Genomic DNA, 25,945 nt, shown 5'->3' on the forward strand with positions numbered 1-25,945 from the left:
TACTTTAGTACGAGAGGAAAGGTAACGCTGTCAAAATCAGCGGGCGTTTGAGAACGAGGAGTGCGATGAACCCGGCAGGTTGGCTTAAAGGTAGCCATCCTTTAAAGAGTGTGTAATAACTCATCGGCGGAGTCCCTCTAGTAACTGAGAAAACGCAATGCTCTGATAACTTGCACGGAAAGTGCGATCGCACAAATCAACAAAAAATACGGGAGTGTAACTCAACTGGATAGAGTGTCGAGCTTCTACCTCGAATGTTGTGGGTTCAAGTCCTACCGCTCCTGCTGTCTGGGGTTCGTAGCTTAATTGGTAAAGCATCTAACTGGCTGTTAGAAAGATATCGGTTCAAATCCGATCGCAATCCACCAAATTTGGGTCATTCGATTTGAGATTTTAGATTTACTGCACAGGTGAATCTTTTACGCGGGGTCATAGCTCAATTGGTAGAGCGCTTGCTTTGCACGCAAGAGGCCAGGAGTTCGATTCTCCTTGACTCCACTTTCGGTGTCTGAAGTCGATTTTAGATTTTAGATTGTAGATTGTAGATTTGCTGCACAGGTGAATCTTTTACGCGGGGTCATAGCTCAATTGGTAGAGCGCTTGCTTTGCACGCAAGAGGCCAGGAGTTCGATTCTCCTTGACTCCACTTTCGGTGTCTGAAGTCGATTTTAGATTTTTAGATTGTAGATTTACTCCACAGGTGAATCTTTTACGCGGGGTCATAGCTCAATTGGTAGAGCGCTTGCTTTGCACGCAAGAGGCCAGGAGTTCGATTCTCCTTGACTCCAGTTGCGGTGTCTGAAGCCAAAGCGGTAGCGGCGCTGGTTTGTGGAACCAGTAATAGCGGGTTCAATTCCCGTCAGATACCCCTCGGAAGATGCCGCTAAACGGTTGGCAACCAGTCTTGAAAACTGGGGTACAGGTAACTGTAAGGGTTCGATTCCTTCATCTTCCTTTTAACCACCGGAAGTCGAAAAGCGAGACACCGTGCTGATAACGCGGGGATAGGAGGGGCAGTACCTCCTCGGTGGATTGCTTATGCTTTTATATATAAATAAGGGAGAATTATGGTTAATTTTTTTACGACATTTGCTATCATAGACTGAGCAAAATTATGGGGAGGTCGCCTAAGTGGAATGGCACCGTAAAAACTTTGGAAAAGCGGCTCCCAAAAGGACGATAGGGTTTGTTGAGTAGGGTAAAAAGTTGCTTCGCGACGTTCCCTGAAAACGCAAACTGGCAGCGGGTTGCGGAGGCACTGAAAGGAATTAACAGTCCGAGATGGGGGCAGTTCTCATCTGCTTGCGGGCAGTAAGGAAGCGCGTTTCCTGAAAGTTGCTGCCGATCGATGCGGGTTCGAGTCCCGTCCTCTCCATTTGTAGTCTTGTCAGTTTACCAAAAGAAAGGTTAAATATGAGAAAACTAAAATATTACGTTGCTTGCACCGTTGACGGGTTTATTGCTCGCGAAGATGGCTCATTTGATTGTTTTCCTATGGAAGGAGAGCATTTCGCTGATTTATTCGATTCCTTTCCTGAAACTTTTCCCGCTCACTTTCAGGAAGCACGAGGCATTCGTGCAGAGAACAAGCAGTTTGATGCGGTTTTGATGGGACGGAAAACCTATGAGGTAGGGCTAAATTTTGGTGTAACTAATCCTTATCCCACCTTGAAGCAGTATGTCTTTTCGCGCACTATGGAAGCCACTCCCGATGAGAATATAGAACTTGTTTCGGACAATCCTGTCGCAGTGGTTAAGGAATTGAAAAAAGAAACGGGTAAAGACATCTGGCTCTGCGGTGGTGGCGCTTTAGCGACCACTCTTTTTTCGGAGATTGACGAGATGATAGTAAAGTTGAATCCGCTAATTATCGGCTCGGGAATTCCTCTTTTTTCCCGTGCACTCGATCCGACAAATTTGGAACTTGCCGATCGCAAAATCTATAGCAACGGTTTCATCTTGCTTCATTATCGATTGCAGAAATGAGGTGTTTGTGCGACTGAAAGAAACCGGGTTTTTTACCGTTGATGCGGCAGGTAACGAACTATTATCCCAAAAAACCCGGTTTCTGACCACTCGTGCGTAAGTCTTATAGATTGTAGATTGAGTGCGATCGCGTCAAATAGCATCAAATAGCATCAATTAAAAGTTTGGCATGGAAGCGGACGGCTCCGTGACGGCGACTTGTCTTGAAAACAAGAGTGCAGTTAACTGTAGGGGTTCAATTCCTCCAGCTTGCGTTGAGATTTTAAGGGTGGTTAGCAAAGCGGTTATGCACCCGGCTTTTAACCGGTACCAGATAGGTTCAACTCCTATACCACCCACTCAATCGATTTTAGATTTTAGATTTTAGATTTTAGATTGAGGGATATCTGTGAGATTTTAGATTGTAGATTGAAGGGCATATTGTTGCATGGCCTATGCTGGGTTTATCTGCGTTCATCTGCGTTCATCTGCAATTATCGGCGGTTAAAAATCAAAAACTTGGAAAGTGCGGCTGTGTGGACGGCAAGTGGTTTGGAATACCAGCGTACAGCGAAAGCTGTAGAGGTTCGACTCCTCCACTTTCCTTTTTAATCATTAGTCATCAGTCATTAGTCATCCATAACAGGCTAAGGACTAAAAACTCATGATTAGAAACCAAAAACAACTCTTAGAGGAGAATCAAATGTAATGTCCCGCACCAAATTTGAACGGAACAAACCCCACGTCAATGTCGGTACAATCGGTCACGTTGACCACGGCAAAACTACCCTAACAGCGGCGATTACAATGACGCTGGCTGCACAGGGTCGGGCCAAGGCTAAAAAATACGATGAAATCGATGCTGCACCGGAAGAGAAACAGCGGGGAATCACGATTAATACGGCTCACGTTGAGTATGAAACTGGCGATCGCCATTACGCTCACGTTGATTGTCCGGGTCACGCTGATTACGTGAAAAACATGATCGTGGGTGCCGCTCAAATGGATGGTGCGATTCTCGTCGTGTCGGCTGCCGATGGTTCGATGCCTCAAACTCGCGAACATATCTTGTTAGCGCGGCAAGTGGGAGTGCCGAAGTTGGTTGTCTTTTTGAATAAGAAAGATATGGTGGACGATGCGGAAATTTTGGAGTTGGTCGAGTTAGAAATTCGCGAACTTCTAAGTTCTTACGGTTTCCCCGGCGATGATATTCCAATTGTCGCAGGTTCGGCACTGAAAGCCCTGGAAAAGATGACTGCTAATCCGAAAATTCAGCGCGGCGAGGATGAGTGGGTCGATGGCATTTACGATTTGATGGATGCGGTAGATGACGGGATTTCTACGCCCGATCGCGATATTGAGAAACCTTTTCTGATGGCTGTTGAAGATGTGTTCTCGATCAAAGGTCGGGGAACTGTCGCAACTGGCAAAATTGAGCGGGGTAAAATCAAAGTCGGCGATACTGTGGAATTGGTGGGAATCCAAAACACTCGCACGATAACTGTTATCGGCGTTGAAATGTTCCAGCAACTTCTGGATGAAGGAATGGCTGGAGATAATGTCGGTTTGTTGCTTCGCGGCATCCAAAAAGACGAAATTGAGCGGGGGATGGTGCTTGCTAAACCCGGTTCTATTCAACCTCACACTGAATTCGATTCTGAGGTTTACGTGCTGTCGGAAAAAGAAGGCGGCCGCCGAACTCCTTTCTTTGCGGGATATCGCCCTCAATTCTACGTGCGGACAACGGATGTTACAGGTACGATCGCATCTTTTACGGCTGATGACGGGAGCGCGATCAACATGGTAATTCCGGGCGATCGGGTTAATATGACTGTGAAGTTGTTGCAGCCGATCGCGATCGAACAAAATATGCGTTTTGCCATCCGCGAAGGTAATCGCACTGTCGGCGCCGGTGTCGTCTCCCGAATTCTGAAGTAGACGCTTTCGGAACCAATTAGAATCAGTAGGGTGGGCAAAAGTCCACCTTACTCATTCATTCACAGCAAATTTTTCTGTGTGGATGCAATAGATCGAGTTGATGGAGTCAAGCGAATTGTTGAGATTGAAGATGGCCAAGTATTAGATTTGGTTTGGATGGTCGGCCGCACGTTTTGCACAACTCTGGGGAGGTTCTTGAGGTCGATCGCGCTTAAATCAAATGTGGAATCACGGCGATCAAACTTACATTAAATATTGGAGTAAGGGCGATCGCCACAAATTTTTACAAAAATAGTTGAGTTTTCAGAACGGTTGTGTTATACTAGCTTAGATGCGGGAGTATAGCTCAGTTGGTTAGAGCAGGTGACTCTTAATCTCAAGGTCGAAGGTTCGAGTCCTTCTACTCCCATCCCAAATCCTGAACCGGAATTTATCGAAACTCACGAGTGCAGTTAACTCCTGTAGCGGTTCGATGCGTCGGCGTGTTTGCGTTGTCGGATTTTTAATGCCGATCGACCGATCGGCTCATCCGATCGATAAAAGTGCGATCGCCCAAGCTATTTTTAAACTGAATAACAACAGGGAATGGTGATTAGCTATGATGGCAAGTCTCTCGGCGCGCTGCTATGCGGGCGATCGCGATTTAGATGCGATTGCCCATTTAATCAATACTTGCGAAGAAGTCGATCGGCTCGATGAAGGCACTTCCATCTCGGAACTACAACAAGAATTTAACGCCCCGTTTTTCAACAAAGGTCGGGATATTCGCCTTTGGGAAGATGCGGAAGGAAAATTAATCGGTTTTGCTCAGTTGTCCGTTTCTGAGCCTGGGGAAGTAATTGACGGTTGGCTGTGGTTTCGCGTCCACCCGGAGGCGCGCGGAGGCGATGTGGAAGCAGCCGCGATCGCCTGGGGTGAAGTGCGGATGCGCGAAGTGTCTGCGATGCGGGGCGCGCGCGTGAAGCTGCGAACCTACGCGCGCGCTGAGGATTGCGATCGCATTTCTGTGCTGGCAAGTTGCGGTTTTAAGGTCGATCGCTATTTTTACCGAATGGCGCGATCGCTCTCTGAACCGATCCCAGAACCGCACTTCCCCGAAGGTTTTGCGCTGCGTCAGTTCCCCGGCGAACAGGATGCGGCAGCTTGGGTAGAAATGTTCAACCAGTCGTTTATCGATCACTGGAATCATCACGATTTAACGGTGGATAAATTTAAGCACGAGTTAGCTAAACCCGATTACAGAAATGATTTAGACTTGATTGCTGTTGCTGATGACGGCACATTTGTCAGTTTTTGTTCCTGCCTGATTTGTGTGGAAGAGTGCGATCGTACCGGGCGCAATGAAGGCTGGATTGCTTGTCTCGGCACTAGGCGCGGCTTCCGCAAAATAGGGTTGGGACGAGCTATGTTGCTCGCTGGTTTGCATCGGCTGAAAGCTGCCGGTGTTGCTACTGCTATTCTCGGCGTCGATGCTGAAAATTCATCAGGTGCATTGCGTCTTTATGAGTCTGCTGGCTTCCACAATATTCGCGACAGTATTTCCTATGTTAAGGATATTTAATCGATATCAAAATTGAAGAGGCCGAGCCTCTGGGTATGCGTTACTAGGCTGTGCCTAGTAACGAGAGAATTTGTAGGGGCAGTGCCCCCGTGCCTGCCCCGGATTGTAGGGATAGTGCCCCCCGTGCCTAGCCTGATTCTAGGCGTAGTGCCCCGTACCTACACCGCAGTTGACCTTTCCAAGAGGGTTTTAGCCAAAAACCAAAAAACTTTTCCCGGCCTCTTGACACCTTTGTATTATGTATGTAGTATAAAGTAAGGAAAGCACAGGACAGACAAAAACCTGTATTTTTCGTACCGCTTCTGAACCTTGAAAACTGAATATAGATCGAAATTCCAAGGAACATCAATTTGAAAGTCTTGTAACAGAGACTGAATTGTCATGTTGTTACTTTACACCAAACTGTTCGGCTACAAACTGACTCGGCCCGAGTCAGATTTTGTACGAAATAAGTCTAATTTCAACGAATTTGATGCGGATTCAGAACAGACAAGCTCTGCCAGATTTCAATCAACAAAAAAGGCTGAGGAAATCCGCAAGGTCAAACAAGCTTATCATTTAGAACGGCGCTTCTTTCAGTAAAGATTATCAGATTTCGTGAATCTTTACCGATACTGGCAATTTGCTAAGTCTCACAAAAAGCCAAAGTCGAGAGCAGATAAGCTACCAATCCAAAATCCAAAATTGCTCTAGGAGGTATCGGTAATGGTTCACATTCGTTTTGAAGGACGTTCCTATGACTTGGCAGAAAACCAACTGGGTATCGCGGCAGGAATGAGCGACAAGGCTATTAAGGAACGTCTGGCCAAGCATTTTGATGTCAAGGGCGAGCGCTTCGAGTCTTACGTGCTCGATCGCCGTCCCAGCGGTGATTTAATTGTCCGCCCAGAAGCCGTTTACGGCTAGAAATTCACTGAAAGGACGTATTAGGCAGCGCACCCCAACTAAAGAAGCTTACAAACTGGAAACGTTCAACTTAAAATCCAATTGTAGGTTCAATTCCTACCGGCCCCTAGGCTGAAAAAAAGCTTCTCTGACTTGTGCGCTGCCTTTTATAGCTGAATTTTTTATATCTTTCAGGCGCTTAAAAGTTCTACTTCGCGCCCCAACAAAGGAAGCTTACATACTAGCTCATTGGTAGAGCATTTCTCTTTAAAAGAAAAGGTCGCGGGTTCAACTCCTGCGTATGTGCCAACGGCTTTCTTAACTTGCGCGAAGTGACTTTTAATGCTATAAAAAGCAAAAATAATTGAGCAATTTAGAATAATCACACGTCAAAAATTTCTCGTTTATAAATTAGAAAAATTTTGTTCCGTACCCTAACGAGTGAAGCGAATACACACATTCTAATCGATTGGTCGCAGGTTCAAATCCTGCCAGCCCCGTTTAAGGGGCTGTAGCTCAGGGGTAGAGCCATCGGACAGTCAAAACGCTTTGCTAACTTGTGCGGAACATCTCATATTTATAAATATTAGATATAAAAGTGGTGAGGAGAATTAAATTATGAAAAATACAACTCTAATTTACCGATCGCCCAAGGAGATAGACAGTCTGATTCATGCCTTCCAAGAAGGCAGCCTGTCGCGAAGTCAATGGACGCACGCAGCGCATTTAACCGTTGCCCTGTGGTATCTGTGTTATGACTCGGAGCAAGAAGCGATAAATGCGATTCGCAATGGCATTAAACGTTACAACTCGGTTCAAGGAATTGAAACCACAAAAAACAGCGGGTATCACGAAACGCTAACCCTGTTTTGGGTGCGAACTATTCGCCGATATCTCGCCGATGAAAGTCAAAATCGGTCGATCGTATATCTGGCTAACGGTTTGATTGCAAAATATGCCGATTCCCTACGGGATAGCTCCGCTTCACGCAATTTACCATTTCGCTACTACACGCGCGATCGGCTGATGTCTTGGGAAGCCCGAAATAGCTGGGTTGAACCAGATTTGAAGTCCCTCGACTCCGAAATAGTCCGCCAGGGATTGAAATCCCTGTCTAATAGCTAAAGTCCTCTGAAGAGGACTAAAGATATTTGTTTTTGTTGGTTTTTAATCACAAAAAATACATTTGTAAACACGCATTTCAGTCCTCTTAAGAGGACTTAAGCTTTGAGCCAGGGATTTCAATCCCTGGCGGACTGAGGCAATAGGTGCAAAATATTAGGTGACACCAATGAATATGAATACAGCAGAACGCGATTTGCGTTTGGAAATGCTCAACAGTCTGCTCACAACTCCGCACCGTCAATTAGAAAAAGTAGCAGAAATTCACAAGTTAATTATCGAATTAGACCCCATTTTTTACGGTCATTTAGCAGTGTGGTATCAGCGTCACGGCGACGTGCGCGATCACAAGGAAGTTTTTGCCGGAAATTTGCTGACTTCGGCGCTGACGGAACACCGAGATGCCGGTTTTATGATGCTGCAAGAGTTCCCTCCCTACGAGGTTTCGCGAATTGTGGACTTTATGAAGCAGCACCAGAATAAGGTGCCCCGCAGCGCGCGCACTGCTGTCACTCGCTATCTGAAATCGCGGGAAAAGAATCCGCAGTTTTTCGATCGCGCCGCCCTCCGCAACCGCAAGGCAATGAAGCATTTGTACGCAACGCTGCACGTCAAGCCGAGCGATCGCGCTAATGCTATCCTCTTCAAAGACAATCCGCCGGAAGACTCTCTGGCATTCGTTTTGAAGCAGTTAGCAAAGGCGGCGACACCTGCGGAACAAGCGAATTTGATTGTTGAGTACAAGATTCCGTATACGATCGCAGTTGGTGCGATCAGACAGCTAACGCCAACGGTTTTGGCCGCGCTGATTAACTCGATGTCGCCGCAGGAAGTCATCAACAATTTGAAATCGATTCAGTCGCGCGGCGCGATGGATCACCCGGAAGTCAAGCAGTTGATTGACTCGAAGCTGGATGAAGCGGCAAAGTGCGATCGGGTTTCTGCTTACAAAGCGAGTGTTGCAGGTGCGGGCGCGAACTTCGACGCAGCAACGGCGGCGAAGCTGGAAGCGGTGACAAACGAACAGGTGAAGAAGCGCGGCAAGATTGCGAAAGCAACCGGTTTGTTGATTGACAAGTCGGGAAGCATGGAAAGTGCGATCGAAGTCGGAAAGCGTCTCGCTGCTTTGATTTCCGGCATTTCCGAGGCTGCACTGTTCGTTTATGCCTTTGACACGATACCCTATCCAGTGCAAGCAAACGGTAGCGAATTGACTGACTGGGAAGGCGCTTTCAAGCATATTCGCGCTGGCGGCGGCACAAGTTGCGGTTGCGCGGTGGAAGCAATGCGAATTAAAAAGCAGGTTGTCGAACAATTCATTATGGTGACAGATGAAGGCGAAAACGCTGCACCTTATTTCGCAGATGCTTATCAGAATTACTGCCGCAGTTTGGGGGTAATTCCTGATGTTGTGATTGTGCGAGTTGGTTCTTGGTGCGAATATGTCCAGAAGCAATTGAAGGACAAACAAGTATCGGTGGAAACCTTTACGTTTGCGGGTGATTATTACTCCTTACCGAATTTAGTGCCGATGTTGAGCCGTCCTTCGCGACTGGAATTGTTGATGGAAATTATGGACACCTCGCTGCCTGTGAGGGATGATAAGTAAATTGTAGGGTGCGTACTCCGCACCTTACTTATTTTTCGGGTATCATAGACCTGACGGGGTTGTCACCCTGTCAGGTAGCGCTCAATATTTAAATGCTCTATCATTTTGGCCAACACCTAATGAGCAAAAAGAAACCTGAACCCAGACAAATAATTGATGAAAGTCCAAAGCGTCACCCCTACGGAGCAAAGGTTGGAATCATCTTGGATGTAGGAGATGAATTAGGCTTTAATGGTGAAGCGTGCCTCCTAGTTGATGATAAGTCTATTGTCCGTATATCACCCTTACAAGATGAGAGCCCGTTGGGGAGACAACAGCCGCAAAAACTAGATGTATACGTGGAAGGATTTGCGACGGCGGCTGAAGCTGAACAGAAGGGATTAAAGCTCTCATTGGCTCTCCTATGGGAAGCCGTATCAAGGAAGCATCCACTTCGCCTTGATTATCATACTCCACGACCTTGTATGGTATACGATCGTACCCAAGAGAGCGGAAGTGGATGTATGGCAACGGCAAGTGCCACCGTGGTTATGAACAGCAGTAAAATGGTGGAGCTTGTCAACCAAATATTTTCAGCTAATATTGAGGTTGATGAAAAACTCTTAGTATCAATGGAGCTGTTTGCATCTGCCAGACTTGAAACTACTGAGCGTGCTCGATTTGTTGGACTGGTCTCTTCCCTTGAACCACTCGCCCAGCAAGAAACTTATGAGATATCAGAACTTAAACAGTTAGTGGAGAGTTTTGTCGATCAATTAAACACTACCTCTATTCCAAAAGATATTAAATCGTCACTCAACGGTCGGATTAACGAACTAAAGCAGGAATCAGTTTCTCGAGCAATTAGGCGCCTTGTCAAGGAACATTTTCCCGAAAATCCAGATGCAGTTTCTACGGTTGAGGAAGCTTATAAAATTAGGAGCAAAATTTTGCACGACGGTGCTTTTGATGCAGATTTGGAGCAAAAGAGCAACGAGATTGAGGATATTATTAGGCAAATCTACTCTCGCATCCTCAAATTAGAGTTGTATGTTCGGCCAAACCAATAAGCAAGCGAAAGTTATCTTATGTGGAGCAACCAGATCGCCTTGAGGCGGTGTTGGAGTTTCGGGAAAGAGTTAGAGAAAATTTAGGGGGAAGTTGAGATTTAATATCGCTGTTTACTACCAAACATCTCCCTCACTATCCTCAAGCGACAACTTTTTACCTATTTTCAATTATTCTCTAGTTTGAGCGATAATTTCTTGTAATTCTGGATTAGCGATGGATGACACTAACTGGGAATCCGCACCAGCCAAAGCAGCGCGTAACTTTTCCGAAGTGAGTGCAGGATATTTCTCTAACACCTGCTGTTGAGTCCATCCCGCAGCAAAGAGCCCGAGCAAAAATTCTACAGATAATCGAGTTTCTGGCGCTGCTGGTTGACTTGTTGAAGCTTTCGGGTTTGGATGAATGAGCTTTCGCCAGTCCATTGTTTTACTTAAACGATTTGGGAAGATTCCGCCGATTATACTGCATTTGGGTACAGTAGAAACACGGATATCGTTGACTGATTGTGTAACATGATACGGCAGGTAATGCCATTTTAGATTTTAGATTTTAGATGGGGAATCACTGATGACAACCAGCGTTTGGAGTTTGGCGACAGTGGCATTTTTTTTGAGCTGGTGTCATTTCCCCATTTTGCGATTAAATTGTTATTACGATCGCAGTACAGCACTTTCTTATAGACTAGAGTAATGGGGTAGCGACGGGGCGATCGCCCTTTTTCCTTTTGTCCGTTTCACTACCAAACCGCGTTAGCGTTAGCTTTCGCGATCCGAAGGAAAGCCCGCCCCTACGGGGGCTACGCCAACGAAGAGGATCGCACTAAATCTCAACCAACTGTCTAACGAACTGTGCAACCCACTGTGCAACCCACAATACAACTACTTTAACTTCTTAAAACTATGGGAAAAAAGTCGAAAGCCAAAAAATCCCAGGTCAAAAAATCCAGTTTGCTCTGCCAGCGACTCCAAGAAGCTCTCGATCGAGGCAGCAAAGTTTGGATTAAAACAAATAATAGCAGTTTCGGCGGCATCCCGATTAATTTGTTCGGGGAGTTTGTGGAACTTTTGGTGATAGTTCCCCCTAACGAACAGGCGGAACATATCGATGCTTACGGGCAAGTTACGTGGCTGATTCGACTCTCTGATATTATTGCACTTGCTTACCCTACTGAATATTGGTCTAAAGATAGATTAGAAAGTTTGCTGCCACCCGATGCAGTTACTTCCGAAGTAGGAGATTAACTGCGTAGGGTGTGCATTGCGTACCCTAATTTTAGCTGAGTTGTATTTGGTATGGTGTGCATTGCACACCATACATTTACTATTTTTTAAGCTGTTTTAGCAGCCCACATATACACCTCTTCCACCGATTTTTATCAGTTTAATTAGTTGTTGCAAGCTGAAAGCTGCACTTTACAACTGCCGCCCTCTAGTTCGCTGCAACCTGCGAGAGCTTGAGCTTCTGCTGCGGCTTGATCGTCGCCCCAGCCCGCACCAGCTCCTCCTTTGCCTACTGCGATCGCTCCACAATTATTACTATTAGATGTCAGGGGTTCGCAGTCGTTCGCACCTCCGCTTTTTTCATTGCAGACGGCTACTGCTGCGTTTAGTGCTTCTTTTTCTGTAGGATGATCCCAACTAATCCCAGTGGCGTCAGAAGTCGGAGAATAAGCAGTAGCTCCATAGGTGTCCTGAGCTTTAGCTAGCTGGGTTGAGCCAAAAATAGGAAGTGTCAGAGCTGTCACTACAACCAACTTAGAAAAGAGCTTTGGCAGCATATTTACTTGAGATATCTACAAGGTTAAAATTCGAGGTTCGCTCAATATTAGATTAGGAGATTAACTCCTGTCAATAGTGTTGAGGAATCTTTATATTTTTTTAAATTAAAAGTGTCTTTGGTAACAAAAAGTAAGATAATGGAGGTCAATTCAGTGCCAGATATCCGCAAAATCCTCAGCCAACTCGCTGCCCAAGAAGCGCACCTACTCGATACCCTATTCCTGGCTCCTTGCGTGCGCGGGGGAAGCGTGCGGATAAGAGTTAGCTCAATGATTTATACTTTTCTACCGCAGCCACGCAACTTTGAAGGATGGGCTATTTTTGCGCCAGTAAATGAAAAACTTGCTGCGGTAATTGAGGAGCCGAGTTTGGCGCAAGTGGCAGAGTATTTGCAACTCCTCCTCCCCGTTCGCTTGCACTTGGCTTACATGCTGCAAGGGCAAACTTGGCTGGCTTATCCTGTTAACGAATCTGATGCTAAACAGCGCACGGGTGTTGCGAAACCCGTACCAGTTCATTTAGTAACAAAAGGTTCGCAGTTTGAGCCGATCGTTGCGCGGTGGGACGGTCATTGTTTGTGGTTTGAAGAGATTGACAGACGCGCCGATCCGCTGCCGTCTGAGAAGTTAAAAGCAGCTTTAAAAAAGTTGATTTTGCCTCCCGAAGTTCGCTTTCAAGGGATGACACCGGAAATGCGAACAGTTTACGAATTAGTGTCCCGAAATATTAAAGGTTTCGATCCGAAAGTGCGGGCCCAAAAGCGCTTGCAGCGGGCGCTAAAAATGGGCGGCGGTGAATTGCGGGATTTTTGCGATCGCGAAAATTATTGGCTGGTTGAATGGACTAGCGGAACGGGAGAACACCACACTTCTGCGATCGCCAAAAATGACTTGACAGTTATGAGTGCGGGCATTTGTCTCAGCGGATTAGACAAAGACTTCGACTTGCATTCATTGGTTGGAGTTGTCGAAAATCGCTAATTCTTGATTACCATGAGCATATTTTTTCACGAACAACTTTACAGAAGTGCGGCAGTGATGTCGCAGATTAAAAATTTCCCGGTAACGGTGTGCGGGGCGGGCGCTTTGGGTGCGAATATTACAGAAAGTCTGGCGCGATCGGGCTTTTGTCAGTTAAAAGTCATCGATCGCGATCGCATAGAGGAACGCAACCTTTCCACTCAACCCTATTATCGATCGGACATCGGCGCATCCAAAGCCAAAATTCTCGCCAACAACCTCTACCGCGCTTTGGGAGTCAGCATTGACGCGCAGTCAAAAGAATTGACACCCGCAAATGCCGATCGGCTGCTGGCCAACAGCGCCACAGTCATCGATACTTTTGATAACAGTGTCGGGCGACAAGCAGTCAAGGATTACTGTGCGAGTGCCTCCCTTCCCTGCGTGCACGTCGGATTAGCTGCCGATTACTCCGAAATAATTTGGAACGAACACTATCGGGTTCCTTCAGCGGCGAATGATGACGTTTGCGATTACCCGCTGGCGAGAAACTTGGTAATGCTGACAGTTGCAGTTGCCTGCGAAGTAATTGTTACCTTTGCTGCTACCAAACAGCAACAAAATTTAACTTGCACGATCGGAGATTTTGCAGTAAAGCCACTTATATTGTAGAATGTCGGTTGACTGTTGCCAGAAACCCGGTGAATCGAGATTGGAAGCCCCCATCCCAGAAACCCGGTTTCTCACCCTCAAACAATCGTCCAACTTGCAAAAAACGCTTGAAAAATTAACAGGGAAAGTATGGCCGGATCACAGACTTTTTATTATTTACTAGCAGTTCTCGCCCTATTAGTTTTGACGGGCACAAGTAGAGCCAACTATGCAGCGAGCTCCGCAGTTTGCCACACTGATGATTGCCATCGACCAGCAGTGAGACACCATAAAAGGATTTTAAAATGCGGCTCGAAAGGGCACGATGTGAAGAAACTGCAAAAGTTGTTGAACGCGCGGGGCTTGTCCGCACACCCGATCGTAATTGATGGCGTTTTCGGTCCGACAACCGAAGATGCAGTAAAGAGATTTCAGCGGCAAGCTCATATTCCTGTAGACGGAGTTGTGGGAGGCAAAACTTGGGACAGACTGTTTGCTAGTTTGTAACTTTAAGCACCGGACAACAAAGGTTCCTAAGTCAGTCGATTTTAGATTTTAGATTTTAGATTTTAGATTTACTCGATAACAGATGAATCTGGAAGCTTAAACTCTATAATCTAATTTTTTTTTCGACCTTCGATAGCGTCGGAAAGCAAGTACCTGTGTTTGGGGGGAGTCATCTTTGGTAATAATTAATCCCAGGGATTTGTAGTCGCACATTAAGTAGATTTTGTGCAACTAAAGATACCTAAATTGCCATAAATAATCAATGGCTAACTAGATTGGTAATGAATGAAGTTTTAGATTTTTGGTTTGGTCGATCGCACTCTCCTGAGTTTGGCAAAGTCCACAAGAAATGGTTTGAAAAAAATGCGGATTTTGATGCCCAAGTGCGATCGCGCTTTCTGCGGCAATACGAACTAGCAGCCTCCGGTCAACTCGACTCATGGCAAGATTCCCCCGACAACTGCCTAGCATTAATTATACTGCTCGATCAATTTCCGCGCAATATGTTTCGCGGAACGCCTCAAGCATTCGCCACAGACAGCAAAGCTTTAGCCACCGCCGAATACGCTGTTAATAATAAATTCGATCGCGACTTGCTAACTGTACAAAAATTGTTTATTTATCTCCCTTTTCAACACAGCGAAAATTTAGAAAACCAGCAAAAATCTGTCGAACTATTTAGCCAACTCAGCGGCGAACCTGACAGCGATTCACTCATTGAATACGCGCAGAAGCATTTAGAAATAATCGAGCGTTTTGGGAGATTTCCCCACCGCAATGAAATTCTCGGACGCGAAACAACCCCGGAAGAAGCCGAGTTTCTCAAACAACCTGGTTCGGGATTTTAAAGTGCGATCGCCATATTTTTAGGTTATTTGGTGTACAAACTTAAAAATACTATAGTTAAGAGGAAGACCCCACTAATTTTACAGCAAAAAGCACGGATTACAATTGATATAAAAAATAGCGATTTTCGGCTAACATTTAAAATTTCAAATCAAATCGGCTACTAAAATTATCAATATGTGTTTCAAACACCAAGAATATATAGATAAGCTTTCAACTCAATGCCCGCCACAGGACTATGAACCTAAAGAAATGCTGGCTTTTAGATTTGTATTTGAACCCAATGATGAACGATCTATTAATAACTTTAAACCAGTGCTGATCATCACTCCCCAGCGCAACCTCAAACCAGAAACTGAAGCAACCAGATGTCAAGGTTATGCGCTATCATTATTTGATACCAGGGAAAATGCCGAAAAACGTTATTTAAAACTAACAAAAAAAAGAAAAAAACTGCGCGATTCTCTGGGGACTCACATAGCAGCAGGATCGCTCGACAAGACAGATGGAGTTGTCTCCAAAATAGATGATAACGGTCACTTGAGCCTACATGAATTTGCTACTGCTGATTTAGCAGCAAAATTTGTAATAACATCTTGTTTATTGTAAGGTACACAAAAATGGAACAATTAATAGGATTTAAACTAAGTAAATTTCCTCTAACTCTCAGGAGCATAGTCAATTTAGAGTATTTCGACGGCCCGCTACTATCGCTTTTTGAGAATGAATACGGCGATAGCTATCTTTATTCTTGGTGCGATGTAGATAATTTGTACAATCGCTGGTTGGTTTTCAGAGTTGCACAACTAACTCTCAAGCTTTACATAGAGGGACAAGTTTCATTGCACGAGTTAATTGTAAATCCTGTTGACGGATTTCTATATTCATTAGATATAGACAATGATTTACAGGTGCAAAACACTTATTTAATCCTGCCTGAAAATTTACCTGCAATCTACTTGCCTGAAACAGATTCCTATTACGAACTATCTGATTTAAATCGCGAAACTGCGGAAGAAGATAGGTTATTAATTTATCAAAAACTTTCCGGTGACTCTCAACTTAGCAAGGTTTGAAGCTGACTAAACAACCCGACCCCCGACTTCTTGAAAAAGTCGGGATATAATCGATCGCCCAATCCTCAGCGGCGATACTGCACCCGATAAATCCGGTTGTTCGCTTCCTCAGTAAACAGCAAACTCCCGTCAGGTAAAACCAGCAAACCAACCGGCCTCCCCCAAGTTTTCGGGCCCGACGGATCTGTGAGAAAACCAGTCAGAAAATCCTCATAATAACCTTGAGGGCGTCCGTTCGCCGCATTAAAAGGTACAAACACGATTTTATAACCAGTTCCAGCGTTCCGGTTCCAACTGCCGCGAAACGCCACAAATGCCCCGTTGAGAAATCTTTTGGGAAACGTTTTGCCGTCGTAAAACTGAAGCCCCAAAGCCGCCGAATGCGCCTGAAACAGCACGTCTGGCATTAATGTTTTAGCCGCTAAATCAGGTCGATCGCTATTGCCATTTCTGGCGTGGCGCGGGTCGAGCAAATTCGGCTTAAAATAAGTGTAAGGCCAGCCGTAAAACTCGCCTTGACGAATTCTTGTGAAGTAATCCGGCACCAAATCATCTCCCAAACCGTCGCGTTCGTTGACTGTCGTGTAGAGTTGATTGGTTTTTGGATGAAAATCCAATCCCACCGGATTTCGCAAACCGGAAGCAAAAATTTGCTGGTTCTTGCCGTCCAAATTCATCACTTGAACAGACGCCCTCGGCAGCGGTTCGACATCGGCATTAGACTGCGATCCAACTGAGACGAAAAGCTTACTATTATCGGGGGAAACGACAACATTTCGCGTCCAGTGTTGGTTGTAGCCACCGCCCGGTAAATCAGCAATTTTTTGACCAGTACCTGTCAATTGTTCCTGCCCTTTGGTGTAGGGAAATCGGCGGACTTCAGCGGTATTTCCGAGGAAAAAATAGCGATCGGCAAAAGCCATGCCAAAAGGAATATTTAACCCGTTTTGGGCACTTGCAAAAGTCTTGCGAACCTCAGCAACCCCGTCGCGGTTGGCATCCCGCAACAGGGTAATCCGATTCTGCCGGGTTTCTGTTACCAAAACATCGCCTGTCGGCGTCAAAGCCAGCCATCGGGGAGCGTCTAAATTGTCAGCAAAAACATTAACTACAAAGCCAGGAGGCACTCGCAGGACTGGCGATGCGGGAATCGGTATTACTTGAGGAGGTTTTGAGGCGCTATCGCTGGCTCCTGGCCGCGGCAAAGAAGTTGCAACAATGCGGATTGGCTGCGGCGAAAGCGGTTTGGTCGGTACAATTTGATTTGTCCCAACATTTGTCAGGGGTGCACGGGAGGGAATTTGCGACAGGGGGCCGCTGTCGCCCACAGCAGGGGCGATCGCATCTGTAGCTCGATCGCACGCAATCATCGGCAACAGCAGAATTAGCAGCAAGAAACGCAGGTAATACATAGCAGCGATTTCTCAACAATTGCTGGACAATTCTATTATTCTAACTGGTATTAAACAGCTAAGCCACCGCCGGCGCGGTGGCTTAATTCGATTTACTGATACCAGTTGCAAAAAAGAATGCAAGTGTAGACCTGTGATTCCAACTTTGAGCTCGATCAGTCAATCAATTTTAGATTTTAGATTTTAGATTGAAGAAAGCGACCCCACTGATAACTCCGAGGGCTTGCGAGCCGGATTCGAGCTTTTTTCTTGCTCCACGAATGAATCACGCGGCTGGTGACCACATTGCTTTTGGTCATTCCCATCGAAAATCAAAAATCAAAAATCGAAAATGGTATAACCTAGGTCTACCAAAGTCCTCTCACAGGAGCCGGACGGGGAGCCGGAGCCGGAATCGGACGGGGAGCCGGAACCGGAGCCGGAGCCGGAGCCGGACGAGGAGCCGGACGCGGTGGCGGTTCTGGGGCCGGACGCGGTGCCGGTGCTGGGGTTGCGGGACGAGCAACCGTTGTGGCTACAACCTTATAATCGGGGATCACCGCGATATTTTGTATCTGAGATCCGGCGACGGTGGCTCTGACTTTCATTCCCGGTACGAGGCCAATAATTCTCAGGACGCATCTTTGAATCCTGAGAGTCCTGTACGGCGCGCTTTCTTCGCGAATAGTTACTACATCACCGACAATACTTTTGACAAAACCGACAATGGTTCTAGCGTTTGCTGTTGTGGTGGTTTGCGTTTGGGCTATTTGAGTTGCAGGGTTAGCCATCGCAGGATGTACTGAGACCGCCGAAATTACCACCGACAGTGTTGCACCTGTCAATAATTTGATCTTCTGAAGACGCATTGAAACCTCACATTAACTGCTATTCAGGGTCGGGTTTGCTTCCGCTGCGCGAAAGTCCCAACCTCTATACCTAATCCAGTTTAATCCCCAGAGTAGGAAATTTATGACAATCTCAAAAAAAGATTATCGAACAAGTATTGAAAGACTAAATTTTACATCATAAGTTCCCAATTTACAACAACTTCAGCGGTTCGCATCTATCGAGTGTTGACGTGATATATTTAGTTTATTCGATCGACCTTAGCAGTTTTTTTCCGCCACCCTAACTGTTGCTGGGGGGAACTCTACCCAAAGACAGATTGTGCTTGCCGGATACAGCAGCGCCATAGTTTGAATACTCGATCGCCAGTCGGTCATGGCTAAAAAATCAAATTAGTCGGAGGTAAAATTTAATCAGGTTCTTGCAATATTTACGCATAAACCGGGTTTTCTCACGACCTTCTATTGCGTAATTCCACTGAGCCTCTTATAAAAACCTTGGGGTTTTAGTATTATGGCCTAAGCTTTGTGTTGAGTTACAAGTTATCAGTGGTGGAATTTTACCTAAAAACTGTGCAGCGCAGTTGCCGTCAAAAAGCCCTATCAAAATTTTGTAATCGGGTGCGGTTGGCGGATAATTAGATAGGAACTTTGTAGGAACTGCTGGTGAGGAGTTTAGCGAACAAAACAATGGTGAAGAGCAAATTTTTGTTTAACAAGTTAATTGTACTGAGCTTGAGTGCAGCCGCGCTGTCGGTGGGCCTACAGCAGCAGGCCACTGCCGAACTGGTGGCTAGTTCAAGTAATAGTGCGATCGCAGCGCAGCGGCCCACATCCGAGACAAAATTGCCGAATCTCGGAACCCCAGAACTGCCGCCCTTGGGAGAACCATTTCGTTATATTCCCCAGGAACCAACGCCTGCGGTAAATCCTATTGAGGAAGTACGTTTAGTCCTGAAATTGCGAGAACGCCGCGTCTATGTTTACCGACAAAATAAGGTGCAAACCAGTTTCCCGGTTGCTGTGGGAAAAGGCGGGTGGGAAACTCCTACAGGCAATTTTAAAGTGATGCAAATGATCAAAGATCCAGTTTGGCAAAATCCTTGGACAGGAGAACTTATTCCTGCTGGGCCAGACAATCCATTAGGGAGTAGGTGGATGGGGTTTTGGACGGATGGCAAGAATGTGATTGGTTTTCATGGTACTCCGAATCCAGAGTCGATCGGAGGGGCGGCTTCTCACGGCTGCGTCAGAATGTTTGACAAAGACGCACAGGCTTTATTTGAGAAAGTCGCAGTTGGCACACCGGTGATAGTTGAGCATTAATTATTTGGAGGTTGGGGTGCATAAAAACATTCAGGAACAGGCAAGATGCCTGTTCCACAAAAATTAAATTTTATTGTGGGTGGCCAGGAAATCCCGCCCATGAAATACTGATTGATAATGGTGATTTTTGGTGAGTTAGAACTTATATCATTTCCGGTTACACCGAAATGATGTTGACGGTTGACGGTTGACAGTCAACCGTCAACCGTCAACAGTGAACTCGAATTTACTATTCCGATGCTAACGGATTTGATATTACACCTTAAACCTCTGTCAGCAACAGGCTTTCCGACCTGTTCCACAACAAAGAGTTAAATAGATTGCTGATATTTTTCCAGCAACTCCGGGATGTAATCGTAGCCATCAACACCGATCGCCGGAATGATATTCGCTCGACTTTTAGCCAAAGATTGTTTAAAAGATTCCGCCCCCATTTGACCCCGCAAAATTGTCAACAAACCAGCCGATTGACGCCACTCCATTGCACCAATTTGCTCCAAAGTATACATCCCCAAACTGCCTGCAAATATCGCTTTTTCTAGTGAGTTGATTCTGTAATAAGCTTGAGCCAAGTAAGCCAAATTCAGACCTTGCAAATATAAATCCCCTGAGAATTGAGCCGCTTGCCAACCTTTGAGCAAATATTCGATGGCAGCTTCAGCATTTTCTAGAGCGATTTTAGCAATACCGAGACTGCTGGAACAAAAAGCTTGACTTTGGCGATCGCCCAATTTTTCCGATAGCAACAAACCTTGTTCCAAATAACCGATCGCACTCTCGTAAACCTCCGGTTCCACCTCCTCCAACTGCCGCGCTTGAAACACTTCGCTGTAACCCAAATTAGCCAGAGCATTTGCCTCGCCTTGTCGCTCTCCCGCTTGTCGTGCCATAATTAAAGCCCGCTGGCTGTAATTAATCGCTTCCTGATAATTTTTTTGAGCAACATAGTTGCGGCTGATGTGATTGAGATTGGCAACTTCGCAAGCTTTGTCTCCTTCCAGACGGGCAATTTCTAGCGCTTGCTTGTGCAGCAAGATCGATCGCTCGTAGGCCCCAGCCGCCTGCATCGAATAACCCAAAAGCGTCAGAATCCGAGCTTTTGCTTGAGTGCCTTCAACTCGTCGCAGCGGTTCATCTAAATAATCCAAAGTATGCCGCAGAGCTTTACCATCAAATGAAGCAAAAATTCCCCCGTAAAGCGGAAAGTATTCTCGCTGAGAAAAAGCGCGCAAAATTTGCAAAGTTACTTGAAAACAAGCATTGGCCAACTGCTCGCCGCTCTTGGTAGAATTATTAAACCCACTAGCTAGCTGACTCCAAATTACCGCAAAAGTAATGTAAGTAGAAATTGAAGCTTTTGTTGACACTTTGGAATCGTAAACTTGCTTGTCAAACCATGTCGCCAACGCCCGCTGCAAGCACTGCAAAATAATCGCCACTTCCACCAATATGCCTAAATCTAAATTTGATTGCTGGGCTGCGAATTGAACTACAGATTCACCGAGCGCTATAGTATTCAAAAGAGCCTGGGGAAAGGGACTATTAACTTTTTTTGCCCAAAAAGCCCAAGGCCCATTTTGTTCGGGACTACCGGCAAATCCTAGCTGCTGCGGCTGATAAATCCAGCCCACAAGTTCCGGTTCCAACCGCTGCCAAGATTCTAAACCTTTGGCGATGCCGGCGGTGATTTGCTGCAAATCTTGTTCGGTTTCGGGATTGGCAGTTTGCAGCATTTGTTGGTGCAGAGATTTTGCCAATTGCTGCAATTGAGCCAGAGTCAGCGGATGTTCTTTATTCGGATCGATTACTTGCAATAATGCCAGGAGGCGGGCGTTAGATTCGGCAGTAACGATTTGTTGGATTGAGGATGCAATTGCGCGATCGACGCGGTTATCTTTCTGCCAGCGTTCCCATTCTCCTTGGATGGTTTTGAGAGCTCGGAGGGTACGATTTGCCTTTGCTTGTTTGATTTCGTCTTTTTCATTTCTGAGTTGATTTTCAGTGGCATCGAGGCGTTCACCGAAACAGCGTTCAAAGATTTCGCCAGTACCAGTGCTAATGTCTTGCACTAGCATTTGATAAACTTGTTCTTTGGAGCGAATTTGACCTTTGAGGGTGATTTCGACAATTTTGTCGATTAGGGCTAGATAGCGATCGCGCAATGAGGTAGAGTCTGGCATAATTTATTTTTAGTTAATAAGTTTTTATGGACAGCGCTTGCAGCTTGCACCATTTCATGCTGCTACTTAATTTTACAGCTCATCTGGATTAATGCCCATTGCTCGGAGTCGATCGGCCAAACGATTTGCTCGCTGTCTTTCTGATTCGGCTCGCCGACTTTCTAATTCAGCTCGCTGCCTTTCAAACTCCTCTGGAGTCAGAACCCAATCGCCACTGACATCGTACCAACGCAGCCACAACCTCGAACAACCTTGATAACAACCTTCCCACAAACCTATACCTAATTCTAATTCCGGTATCCAGAATCTGGGTTCGGTTAAAAATTGTTCGCGGTAACGATTGCCAATCAAGCGAAATACTCTCAGTTGATTGTTGTACCGACTGAAAACAAAGTAGTAAGGAATCTGCAAAATCTGTTCGTAAACTCGCCACTTAGTAGGGGGTTTATTTCGTGCTTCTTCTGTAATTCCTAAATCCTCATCTTCAGTTCCAGGTGATAGCATTTCTACTACTACCAGAGGACTGACATTTTCTTGCCACATCACGTAGCTGAGGCGCAATTCGTCACCTTGATAGAATCTCGGAACCCCCAAGACGACAAACCAATCAGGTCTTTTGTACCAATTGAGATGGTTAGAATCGTAGTAGAGATTAAGGTCTGTCGCTATAAATATTTGTTCGGGTGGATGATTTGCGGGGCGGCAGGTTAGACGCAGCAGTTCGGGTTGAAAGTCGTGAAATTCGTCAGGCAAACCGGGTTCCTCCGGGTCTTCACTGGGTAAATCATACATCGTAGGGAGGACTTTTGTTTGCAAAGGCTGCGAATCCGGTTCGTACATCGTCATAAGATTACCCAGGCGAGACGGCTTGAGGAGATTGAAGCGGTACGGCAATTGTAATATTATAGCGCGATGTGATTTGTTGTGGGAGAACGTCGCTATCCTTTGCACCGGAAATTTTTGCTAAATATTTTTTGCTAGATAACGAGCGCGCCCAGCTTTTATTAATAAAAATAATCACCTCGCTCCGAGGGTTAGTTTGAGTTTTTTTGGGAGAGTTATCAGGTATTTTAGTATGTAATGCAGGTCACATTTTTAAGTGCAAACACTCAGATTGTGGAGTTTGATAGTGCGCCCAATTCGAGCGACAAAAAAAAATGACGACAGACAGTAAAAAGATGTTGACATACACGAGCTATTTGTGGTACGTTGAGTGGAATCATTTATTATACATCTGTTACCCAATATCTGCGACACAATTAGTGGTGGCTCTGCCCATTTTTTTGTGAGTACAGAAGCCGTTTTCGGTCAAGGGTTAGACGGCTACACCAGGACTCAATTAAGACTCTGTTAGTATCTTTACTGTTTAAATCTACTGATTTTGAGGGAACAAAAAATGAAAGACTTAATAATGGGTTATGCAACCAACTGTAAATTCGATGATTTCTACAGATTCGTTGCATCAACTCGTCAGCATTGTGATCCAGATAAAGTTGATATTGTTGTGTTTATTAATGCTTTAGGGGACGAGTTCGCCAAGGTAGCTCTAGAAAAAAATATCACCCTTATACCAATTGAAAATGTGTGGAAGTGGGTTACTAGCTCAAAGATCCTAAATCTCATCTATCACGCAAAGATGGTGGGACTGCTAGCTTTAATTCGACTAAGTTCAGGGTCTAACCGTACCTACTTAGAGGAGGATTATAGGAGTACGGTTGCCAATTGGATTCATCCACTAGCAGGTCGGTGGATTACTTACCATACATTCCTTAAAGTTAATTCCAGTTATCGAAGGGTTATGACTTCAGATGTGCGCGATGTTGTTTTCCAAGCTTCTCCCTTCGATGACTTAGACTCTAGTAAGCTTCACGTTTTTGAAGAAGCAGGTATTTATTTTGGACCGCCCACTAAAGAAAATGTAGATAGTGAATGGGTGAATGCTGTTTATGGAAAAAAAATTCTTGAAAAACTGTTGGGAAAACCTATACTCTGTGCAGGAACAGTATTAGGAGGAAACCATCTCATGATGCAATTAATTGAATTAATGGTGGTGGAGGCTGAACGCCATCGTCGTAAGCCTCTAGATCAAGCAATGTTCAATAAGGTGATTAACTATGAGTTTCCCAGTAACCAAACGGTGAAACATAATTTGAAGAGTGGTGCCGTCCTCACACTGTGTGGAGATTATGAGGGAGTTTGGGAAATTCAGGATGACAAAGTGATGGTTGACGATCGCCTTGTTCCTGTTATACATATGTACGATCGCGATTCTCGGACTAAGGAATTATTTCTGAGCAAGATTCCAAGTCCACAGAAGTAACCTCTAACCGGATTTGCTTAGGAATTACCTAACTGGCTTACCTTAATCGGACTCTGCGATTTTCTCAAGTCTTGGTTTAAACCCCTTAAACCGTTACATCCCTGCTATTCTATTCGATGAAATTCTGTAATTGCTTCCGAGGTTGAGTTAAACTTCCCCGTGGGGGGAAGTTGAGCTTAAACAGGGAAACTTTAAGAACCTTCCGCTTTCGTTTTTCTTTAACGCCTTGGTTTTACACTAGAAATCCTGCCTTCTCTCAGACTTGGCGACGGCACACCATTCTTGAAATAACACCAAGCTAGATCGCCCTCCACCCCCGGCCTCACAAAAGTAAAAGCCTGACATTGTTCATCAAACGCACGGATTTGTTTGCAAAGATCCGGGTCGGGTTGGCTAATGTACATATTGCTATAATCAGCGCCGATTCTGTCATAATTTCACTCTAAATTCCACCTTGTCAACAGCCACTAGCTGCGACACAACAGTTTTAGCCTTTGCACGGATTTTATTCAAAGCAGAGGCTGCACTACTACGCACATTTAGATTGGAGTCTTTCAGCAAGACAATTAGCTGCGGCAGTGCAGTTTAAGCTTTTGCACGGATTTTATTCAAAGCAGAGGCTGTACTACTACGCACATTTGAATTGGAGTCTTTCAGCAAGACAATTAGCTGCGGCAGTGCAGTTTTAGCTTCTGCACCGAAACTTCCCAAAGCATTGGCTGCACTACTACGCACAGTTACATCTGAGTCTTGAAGCAGGGAAATTAGCTGCGGCAGTGCAGTTTTAGCTTCTGCACGCATCCTTGCCAAAGCATAGTTTGCACGGCTACGCACATTTGCATCGGAGTCTTTCAGCAACAGAATTAGCTGCGGCACAACAGTTTTAGCTTCTGCACCCATCCTTCCCAAAGCATTGGCTGCACGGCTACGCACATTTGCATCGGAGTCTTTCAGCAACAGAATTAGCTGCGGCACAGCAGTTTTAGCTTCTGCACCCATCCTTCCCAAAGCATAGTCTGCACGGCTACGCACATTTGCATCGGAGTCTTTCAGCAACAGAATTAGCTGCGGCAGTGCAGTTTTAGCTTCTGCACCAACCGACACATCTGAGTCTTTCAAGGTTTTGACAAAGGCAGGAATAGCAGGAAGACGAATTTGTCTTAGAACCTCAGCAGCACTCTGGCGGACTGACAAATTCTGATCGTGCAATGCTTCCATCCAATCAGGGATGGCTGGTTCACCTATTTTTCGTAACAGCTTAATAGCTGCATCAAGTGCCGTTTCATCGTTAATATTTAACTTCTCGGTGAGGAAGGCAATCTGTTTGGGATTAACTGTGGGTTCGTCCTTAATTCCAGCCGCAGCATTGCGAGTCAACAGCAAAGGCGATGTGAAAGATAGAAACGAGAGGGCAATTACGGCAGCTAATCTGTGTCGGTAGTGCTTCGTCATGGGCTAGAATCCTTGTGTTTGATGAGCCGTCTCAGCCATTTGAATAATTGTGTATACATTCTCATCAAACTGTTTCAGGACTCCGGGCGATCTAAATTTGTGCTTGTCCGTGGTGATATCGATCGCCCTAAATACTGCTTAAAAAGCGCCACTTTAAGAAGATTCTGGTTCTTTCCTTGAAAAACCATTCTTTACGTGTAACTCTTGCTGGGAATTTGAATATACGAATCCGGCATTTCATTCTGCTGGTGAATCGCAAAGAAACGGCGCTCAATTTCTTTGAGAACTGCTGCATCATAATAAATCATGCCACAATCAACACAAATCTCTACAGGCGTGTTAGGAACTAGCAAGTATTTACCTTGATGCAGGGTAAGAGCATCTCAATCATGCTTGACAAAAGCACTTGAGAATTTGCATCATATAGTCATTGTTCATCGCAGCCCGTTTGATTTTTTGTCGCAGGCTACGCTGGAGAGTT

26 protein-coding genes and 9 tRNA genes are annotated in these 25,945 nt (G+C 45.5%); 25 read left to right on the plus strand and 10 right to left on the minus strand.

What is annotated here, in order from left to right:
* Positions 1 to 210: 210 nt before the first annotated feature.
* From NDI35_RS26980 to NDI35_RS27055, 16 genes are all read left to right on the plus strand, one after another.
* Positions 211 to 284: transfer RNA gene (locus tag NDI35_RS26980), tRNA-Arg, on the plus strand.
* Between the two features lie 7 nt (positions 285 to 291).
* Positions 292 to 368, plus strand: a tRNA-Ala gene (locus NDI35_RS26985).
* Between the two features lie 57 nt (positions 369 to 425).
* Positions 426 to 498: transfer RNA gene (locus NDI35_RS26990), tRNA-Ala, on the plus strand.
* Between the two features lie 75 nt (positions 499 to 573).
* Positions 574 to 646: transfer RNA gene (locus tag NDI35_RS26995), tRNA-Ala, on the plus strand.
* 69 nt (positions 647 to 715) lie between these two features.
* Positions 716 to 788: transfer RNA gene (locus NDI35_RS27000), tRNA-Ala, on the plus strand.
* Between the two features lie 6 nt (positions 789 to 794).
* Positions 795 to 868, plus strand: a tRNA-His gene (locus tag NDI35_RS27005).
* Between the two features lie 4 nt (positions 869 to 872).
* Positions 873 to 955, plus strand: a tRNA-Ser gene (locus NDI35_RS27010).
* A 458-nt stretch (positions 956 to 1,413) separates the two neighbouring features.
* Positions 1,414 to 1,986, plus strand: coding sequence for a dihydrofolate reductase family protein (locus NDI35_RS27015; RefSeq protein ID WP_445315404.1), 573 nt, complete (start codon positions 1,414 to 1,416; stop codon positions 1,984 to 1,986).
* A 266-nt stretch (positions 1,987 to 2,252) separates the two neighbouring features.
* Positions 2,253 to 2,324, plus strand: a tRNA-Lys gene (locus NDI35_RS27020).
* Positions 2,325 to 2,673: 349 nt separating this feature from the next.
* Complete coding sequence (gene tuf, locus NDI35_RS27025) at positions 2,674 to 3,903, plus strand: elongation factor Tu (RefSeq protein WP_445315405.1); 1,230 nt, start codon at positions 2,674 to 2,676, stop codon at positions 3,901 to 3,903.
* A 335-nt stretch (positions 3,904 to 4,238) separates the two neighbouring features.
* A tRNA-Lys gene (locus tag NDI35_RS27030) sits at positions 4,239 to 4,312 on the plus strand.
* A 189-nt stretch (positions 4,313 to 4,501) separates the two neighbouring features.
* Positions 4,502 to 5,464 (plus strand): GNAT family N-acetyltransferase, encoded by a 963-nt coding sequence (locus tag NDI35_RS27035; RefSeq protein WP_445315406.1) that lies wholly within the window; start codon positions 4,502 to 4,504, stop codon positions 5,462 to 5,464.
* A 705-nt stretch (positions 5,465 to 6,169) separates the two neighbouring features.
* Positions 6,170 to 6,370, plus strand: coding sequence for a hypothetical protein (locus NDI35_RS27040; RefSeq protein WP_333039015.1), 201 nt, complete (start codon positions 6,170 to 6,172; stop codon positions 6,368 to 6,370).
* A 597-nt stretch (positions 6,371 to 6,967) separates the two neighbouring features.
* A complete protein-coding gene (locus NDI35_RS27045; RefSeq protein ID WP_445315407.1) occupies positions 6,968 to 7,474 on the plus strand; it encodes a hypothetical protein in 507 nt (168 codons plus the stop codon).
* A 166-nt stretch (positions 7,475 to 7,640) separates the two neighbouring features.
* Positions 7,641 to 9,080 carry a hypothetical protein gene (locus NDI35_RS27050; RefSeq protein WP_445315408.1) on the plus strand — a complete coding sequence of 480 codons (1,440 nt, stop codon included), beginning with the start codon at positions 7,641 to 7,643 and terminating at the stop codon, positions 9,078 to 9,080.
* A gap of 119 nt (positions 9,081 to 9,199) precedes the next feature.
* Positions 9,200 to 10,129, plus strand: a complete 930-nt coding sequence (locus NDI35_RS27055; RefSeq protein WP_445315409.1) for a hypothetical protein — start codon at positions 9,200 to 9,202, stop codon at positions 10,127 to 10,129.
* Positions 10,130 to 10,297: 168 nt separating this feature from the next.
* On the opposite strand, the gene NDI35_RS27060 is transcribed toward NDI35_RS27055, so the two are convergent.
* Positions 10,298 to 10,552 carry a DUF433 domain-containing protein gene (locus NDI35_RS27060; RefSeq protein WP_333039025.1) on the minus strand — a complete coding sequence of 85 codons (255 nt, stop codon included), beginning with the start codon at positions 10,550 to 10,552 and terminating at the stop codon, positions 10,298 to 10,300.
* A gap of 477 nt (positions 10,553 to 11,029) precedes the next feature.
* Here NDI35_RS27060 and NDI35_RS27065 point away from each other — a divergent pair, with 477 nt between their 5' ends.
* Positions 11,030 to 11,371: a hypothetical protein gene (locus NDI35_RS27065; RefSeq protein WP_333039029.1), complete on the plus strand. Its 342-nt coding sequence runs from the start codon at positions 11,030 to 11,032 to the stop codon at positions 11,369 to 11,371.
* A 143-nt stretch (positions 11,372 to 11,514) separates the two neighbouring features.
* On the opposite strand, the gene NDI35_RS27070 is transcribed toward NDI35_RS27065, so the two are convergent.
* The gene (locus NDI35_RS27070; protein WP_445315410.1) at positions 11,515 to 11,907 is read right to left on the minus strand and encodes a DUF4189 domain-containing protein; all 393 of its coding nucleotides are present in this window, start codon (positions 11,905 to 11,907) and stop codon (positions 11,515 to 11,517) included.
* A 153-nt stretch (positions 11,908 to 12,060) separates the two neighbouring features.
* Here NDI35_RS27070 and NDI35_RS27075 point away from each other — a divergent pair, with 153 nt between their 5' ends.
* The 6 genes from NDI35_RS27075 to NDI35_RS27100 all read left to right on the plus strand — a co-directional run bounded on the left by NDI35_RS27075 (position 12,061) and on the right by NDI35_RS27100 (position 15,947).
* A complete protein-coding gene (locus NDI35_RS27075) occupies positions 12,061 to 12,888 on the plus strand; it encodes a hypothetical protein (protein WP_445315411.1) in 828 nt (275 codons plus the stop codon).
* A 12-nt stretch (positions 12,889 to 12,900) separates the two neighbouring features.
* Entirely contained in the window at positions 12,901 to 13,539 is a 639-nt protein-coding gene (locus NDI35_RS27080) for a ThiF family adenylyltransferase (protein ID WP_445315412.1), read from the plus strand.
* Positions 13,540 to 13,668: 129 nt separating this feature from the next.
* Complete coding sequence (locus NDI35_RS27085; RefSeq protein WP_445315413.1) at positions 13,669 to 14,025, plus strand: peptidoglycan-binding domain-containing protein; 357 nt, start codon at positions 13,669 to 13,671, stop codon at positions 14,023 to 14,025.
* 281 nt (positions 14,026 to 14,306) lie between these two features.
* A complete protein-coding gene (locus tag NDI35_RS27090; protein WP_445315414.1) occupies positions 14,307 to 14,873 on the plus strand; it encodes a DUF924 family protein in 567 nt (188 codons plus the stop codon).
* Between the two features lie 175 nt (positions 14,874 to 15,048).
* Positions 15,049 to 15,480 carry a hypothetical protein gene (locus NDI35_RS27095; protein ID WP_445315415.1) on the plus strand — a complete coding sequence of 144 codons (432 nt, stop codon included), beginning with the start codon at positions 15,049 to 15,051 and terminating at the stop codon, positions 15,478 to 15,480.
* A gap of 11 nt (positions 15,481 to 15,491) precedes the next feature.
* Complete coding sequence (locus NDI35_RS27100; protein WP_445315416.1) at positions 15,492 to 15,947, plus strand: DUF6575 domain-containing protein; 456 nt, start codon at positions 15,492 to 15,494, stop codon at positions 15,945 to 15,947.
* Positions 15,948 to 16,012: 65 nt separating this feature from the next.
* Here the strand turns inward: NDI35_RS27100 and NDI35_RS27105 are convergent, their stop codons facing one another.
* Positions 16,013 to 17,359 carry a PQQ-dependent sugar dehydrogenase gene (locus NDI35_RS27105; protein WP_445315417.1) on the minus strand — a complete coding sequence of 449 codons (1,347 nt, stop codon included), beginning with the start codon at positions 17,357 to 17,359 and terminating at the stop codon, positions 16,013 to 16,015.
* A gap of 347 nt (positions 17,360 to 17,706) precedes the next feature.
* Positions 17,707 to 18,207 (minus strand): autotransporter, encoded by a 501-nt coding sequence (locus tag NDI35_RS27110; RefSeq protein WP_445315418.1) that lies wholly within the window; start codon positions 18,205 to 18,207, stop codon positions 17,707 to 17,709.
* 669 nt (positions 18,208 to 18,876) lie between these two features.
* On the opposite strand from NDI35_RS27110, the gene NDI35_RS27115 reads away from it, so the two are divergent.
* Positions 18,877 to 19,512 (plus strand): L,D-transpeptidase, encoded by a 636-nt coding sequence (locus tag NDI35_RS27115; RefSeq protein ID WP_445315419.1) that lies wholly within the window; start codon positions 18,877 to 18,879, stop codon positions 19,510 to 19,512.
* A 311-nt stretch (positions 19,513 to 19,823) separates the two neighbouring features.
* On the opposite strand, the gene NDI35_RS27120 is transcribed toward NDI35_RS27115, so the two are convergent.
* Together NDI35_RS27120 and NDI35_RS27125 are read right to left on the minus strand one after the other, a co-directional pair.
* Positions 19,824 to 21,692, minus strand: coding sequence for a tetratricopeptide repeat protein (locus tag NDI35_RS27120; protein ID WP_445315420.1), 1,869 nt, complete (start codon positions 21,690 to 21,692; stop codon positions 19,824 to 19,826).
* A 72-nt stretch (positions 21,693 to 21,764) separates the two neighbouring features.
* Entirely contained in the window at positions 21,765 to 22,538 is a 774-nt protein-coding gene (locus tag NDI35_RS27125; protein WP_445315421.1) for a Uma2 family endonuclease, read from the minus strand.
* A gap of 550 nt (positions 22,539 to 23,088) precedes the next feature.
* On the opposite strand from NDI35_RS27125, the gene NDI35_RS27130 reads away from it, so the two are divergent.
* Positions 23,089 to 24,012, plus strand: a complete 924-nt coding sequence (locus NDI35_RS27130) for a hypothetical protein (RefSeq protein ID WP_445315422.1) — start codon at positions 23,089 to 23,091, stop codon at positions 24,010 to 24,012.
* A gap of 218 nt (positions 24,013 to 24,230) precedes the next feature.
* Here NDI35_RS27130 and NDI35_RS27135 read toward each other — a convergent pair whose 3' ends face one another.
* The 4 genes from NDI35_RS27135 to NDI35_RS27150 all read right to left on the minus strand — a co-directional run bounded on the left by NDI35_RS27135 (position 24,231) and on the right by NDI35_RS27150 (position 25,835).
* Positions 24,231 to 24,437: a PAN domain-containing protein gene (locus tag NDI35_RS27135; protein WP_445315424.1), complete on the minus strand. Its 207-nt coding sequence runs from the start codon at positions 24,435 to 24,437 to the stop codon at positions 24,231 to 24,233.
* Between the two features lie 4 nt (positions 24,438 to 24,441).
* Positions 24,442 to 24,591, minus strand: coding sequence for a hypothetical protein (locus NDI35_RS27140; RefSeq protein WP_445315425.1), 150 nt, complete (start codon positions 24,589 to 24,591; stop codon positions 24,442 to 24,444).
* Positions 24,592 to 24,597: 6 nt separating this feature from the next.
* Positions 24,598 to 25,464 carry a HEAT repeat domain-containing protein gene (locus tag NDI35_RS27145; protein ID WP_445315423.1) on the minus strand — a complete coding sequence of 289 codons (867 nt, stop codon included), beginning with the start codon at positions 25,462 to 25,464 and terminating at the stop codon, positions 24,598 to 24,600.
* A 191-nt stretch (positions 25,465 to 25,655) separates the two neighbouring features.
* Positions 25,656 to 25,835 carry a YgiT-type zinc finger protein gene (locus NDI35_RS27150; protein ID WP_445315426.1) on the minus strand — a complete coding sequence of 60 codons (180 nt, stop codon included), beginning with the start codon at positions 25,833 to 25,835 and terminating at the stop codon, positions 25,656 to 25,658.
* Positions 25,836 to 25,945: the final 110 nt, after the last annotated feature.

Origin of the sequence: Microcoleus vaginatus FACHB-2002 (assembly GCF_040004035.1) — a bacterium.
In the GTDB taxonomy this organism is placed as follows: domain Bacteria; phylum Cyanobacteriota; class Cyanobacteriia; order Cyanobacteriales; family Microcoleaceae; genus Microcoleus; species Microcoleus vaginatus_C.

Bases quoted from the DNA above. Each gene is read 5' to 3' on its own strand.
- NDI35_RS27070 (WP_445315410.1), bottom strand. From the start codon at position 11,907: ATGCTGCCAAAGCTCTTTTCTAAGTTGGTTGTAGTGACAGCTCTGACA.
- NDI35_RS27080 (WP_445315412.1), top strand. From the start codon at position 12,901: ATGAGCATATTTTTTCACGAACAACTTTACAGAAGTGCGGCAGTGATG.
- NDI35_RS27045 (WP_445315407.1), top strand. From the start codon at position 6,968: ATGAAAAATACAACTCTAATTTACCGATCGCCCAAGGAGATAGACAGT.
- NDI35_RS27015 (WP_445315404.1), top strand. From the start codon at position 1,414: ATGAGAAAACTAAAATATTACGTTGCTTGCACCGTTGACGGGTTTATT.
- NDI35_RS27100 (WP_445315416.1), top strand. From the start codon at position 15,492: ATGGAACAATTAATAGGATTTAAACTAAGTAAATTTCCTCTAACTCTC.
- NDI35_RS27115 (WP_445315419.1), top strand. From the start codon at position 18,877: ATGGTGAAGAGCAAATTTTTGTTTAACAAGTTAATTGTACTGAGCTTG.
- tuf (WP_445315405.1), top strand. From the start codon at position 2,674: ATGTCCCGCACCAAATTTGAACGGAACAAACCCCACGTCAATGTCGGT.
- NDI35_RS27110 (WP_445315418.1), bottom strand. From the start codon at position 18,207: ATGCGTCTTCAGAAGATCAAATTATTGACAGGTGCAACACTGTCGGTG.
- NDI35_RS27065 (WP_333039029.1), top strand. From the start codon at position 11,030: ATGGGAAAAAAGTCGAAAGCCAAAAAATCCCAGGTCAAAAAATCCAGT.
- NDI35_RS27120 (WP_445315420.1), bottom strand. From the start codon at position 21,692: ATGCCAGACTCTACCTCATTGCGCGATCGCTATCTAGCCCTAATCGAC.
- NDI35_RS27055 (WP_445315409.1), top strand. From the start codon at position 9,200: ATGAGCAAAAAGAAACCTGAACCCAGACAAATAATTGATGAAAGTCCA.
- NDI35_RS27105 (WP_445315417.1), bottom strand. From the start codon at position 17,359: ATGTATTACCTGCGTTTCTTGCTGCTAATTCTGCTGTTGCCGATGATT.
- NDI35_RS27035 (WP_445315406.1), top strand. From the start codon at position 4,502: ATGATGGCAAGTCTCTCGGCGCGCTGCTATGCGGGCGATCGCGATTTA.
- NDI35_RS27060 (WP_333039025.1), bottom strand. From the start codon at position 10,552: ATGGACTGGCGAAAGCTCATTCATCCAAACCCGAAAGCTTCAACAAGT.
- NDI35_RS27095 (WP_445315415.1), top strand. From the start codon at position 15,049: ATGTGTTTCAAACACCAAGAATATATAGATAAGCTTTCAACTCAATGC.
- NDI35_RS27085 (WP_445315413.1), top strand. From the start codon at position 13,669: ATGGCCGGATCACAGACTTTTTATTATTTACTAGCAGTTCTCGCCCTA.
- NDI35_RS27125 (WP_445315421.1), bottom strand. From the start codon at position 22,538: ATGACGATGTACGAACCGGATTCGCAGCCTTTGCAAACAAAAGTCCTC.
- NDI35_RS27090 (WP_445315414.1), top strand. From the start codon at position 14,307: ATGAATGAAGTTTTAGATTTTTGGTTTGGTCGATCGCACTCTCCTGAG.
- NDI35_RS27130 (WP_445315422.1), top strand. From the start codon at position 23,089: ATGAAAGACTTAATAATGGGTTATGCAACCAACTGTAAATTCGATGAT.
- NDI35_RS27145 (WP_445315423.1), bottom strand. From the start codon at position 25,464: ATGACGAAGCACTACCGACACAGATTAGCTGCCGTAATTGCCCTCTCG.
- NDI35_RS27050 (WP_445315408.1), top strand. From the start codon at position 7,641: ATGAATATGAATACAGCAGAACGCGATTTGCGTTTGGAAATGCTCAAC.
- NDI35_RS27040 (WP_333039015.1), top strand. From the start codon at position 6,170: ATGGTTCACATTCGTTTTGAAGGACGTTCCTATGACTTGGCAGAAAAC.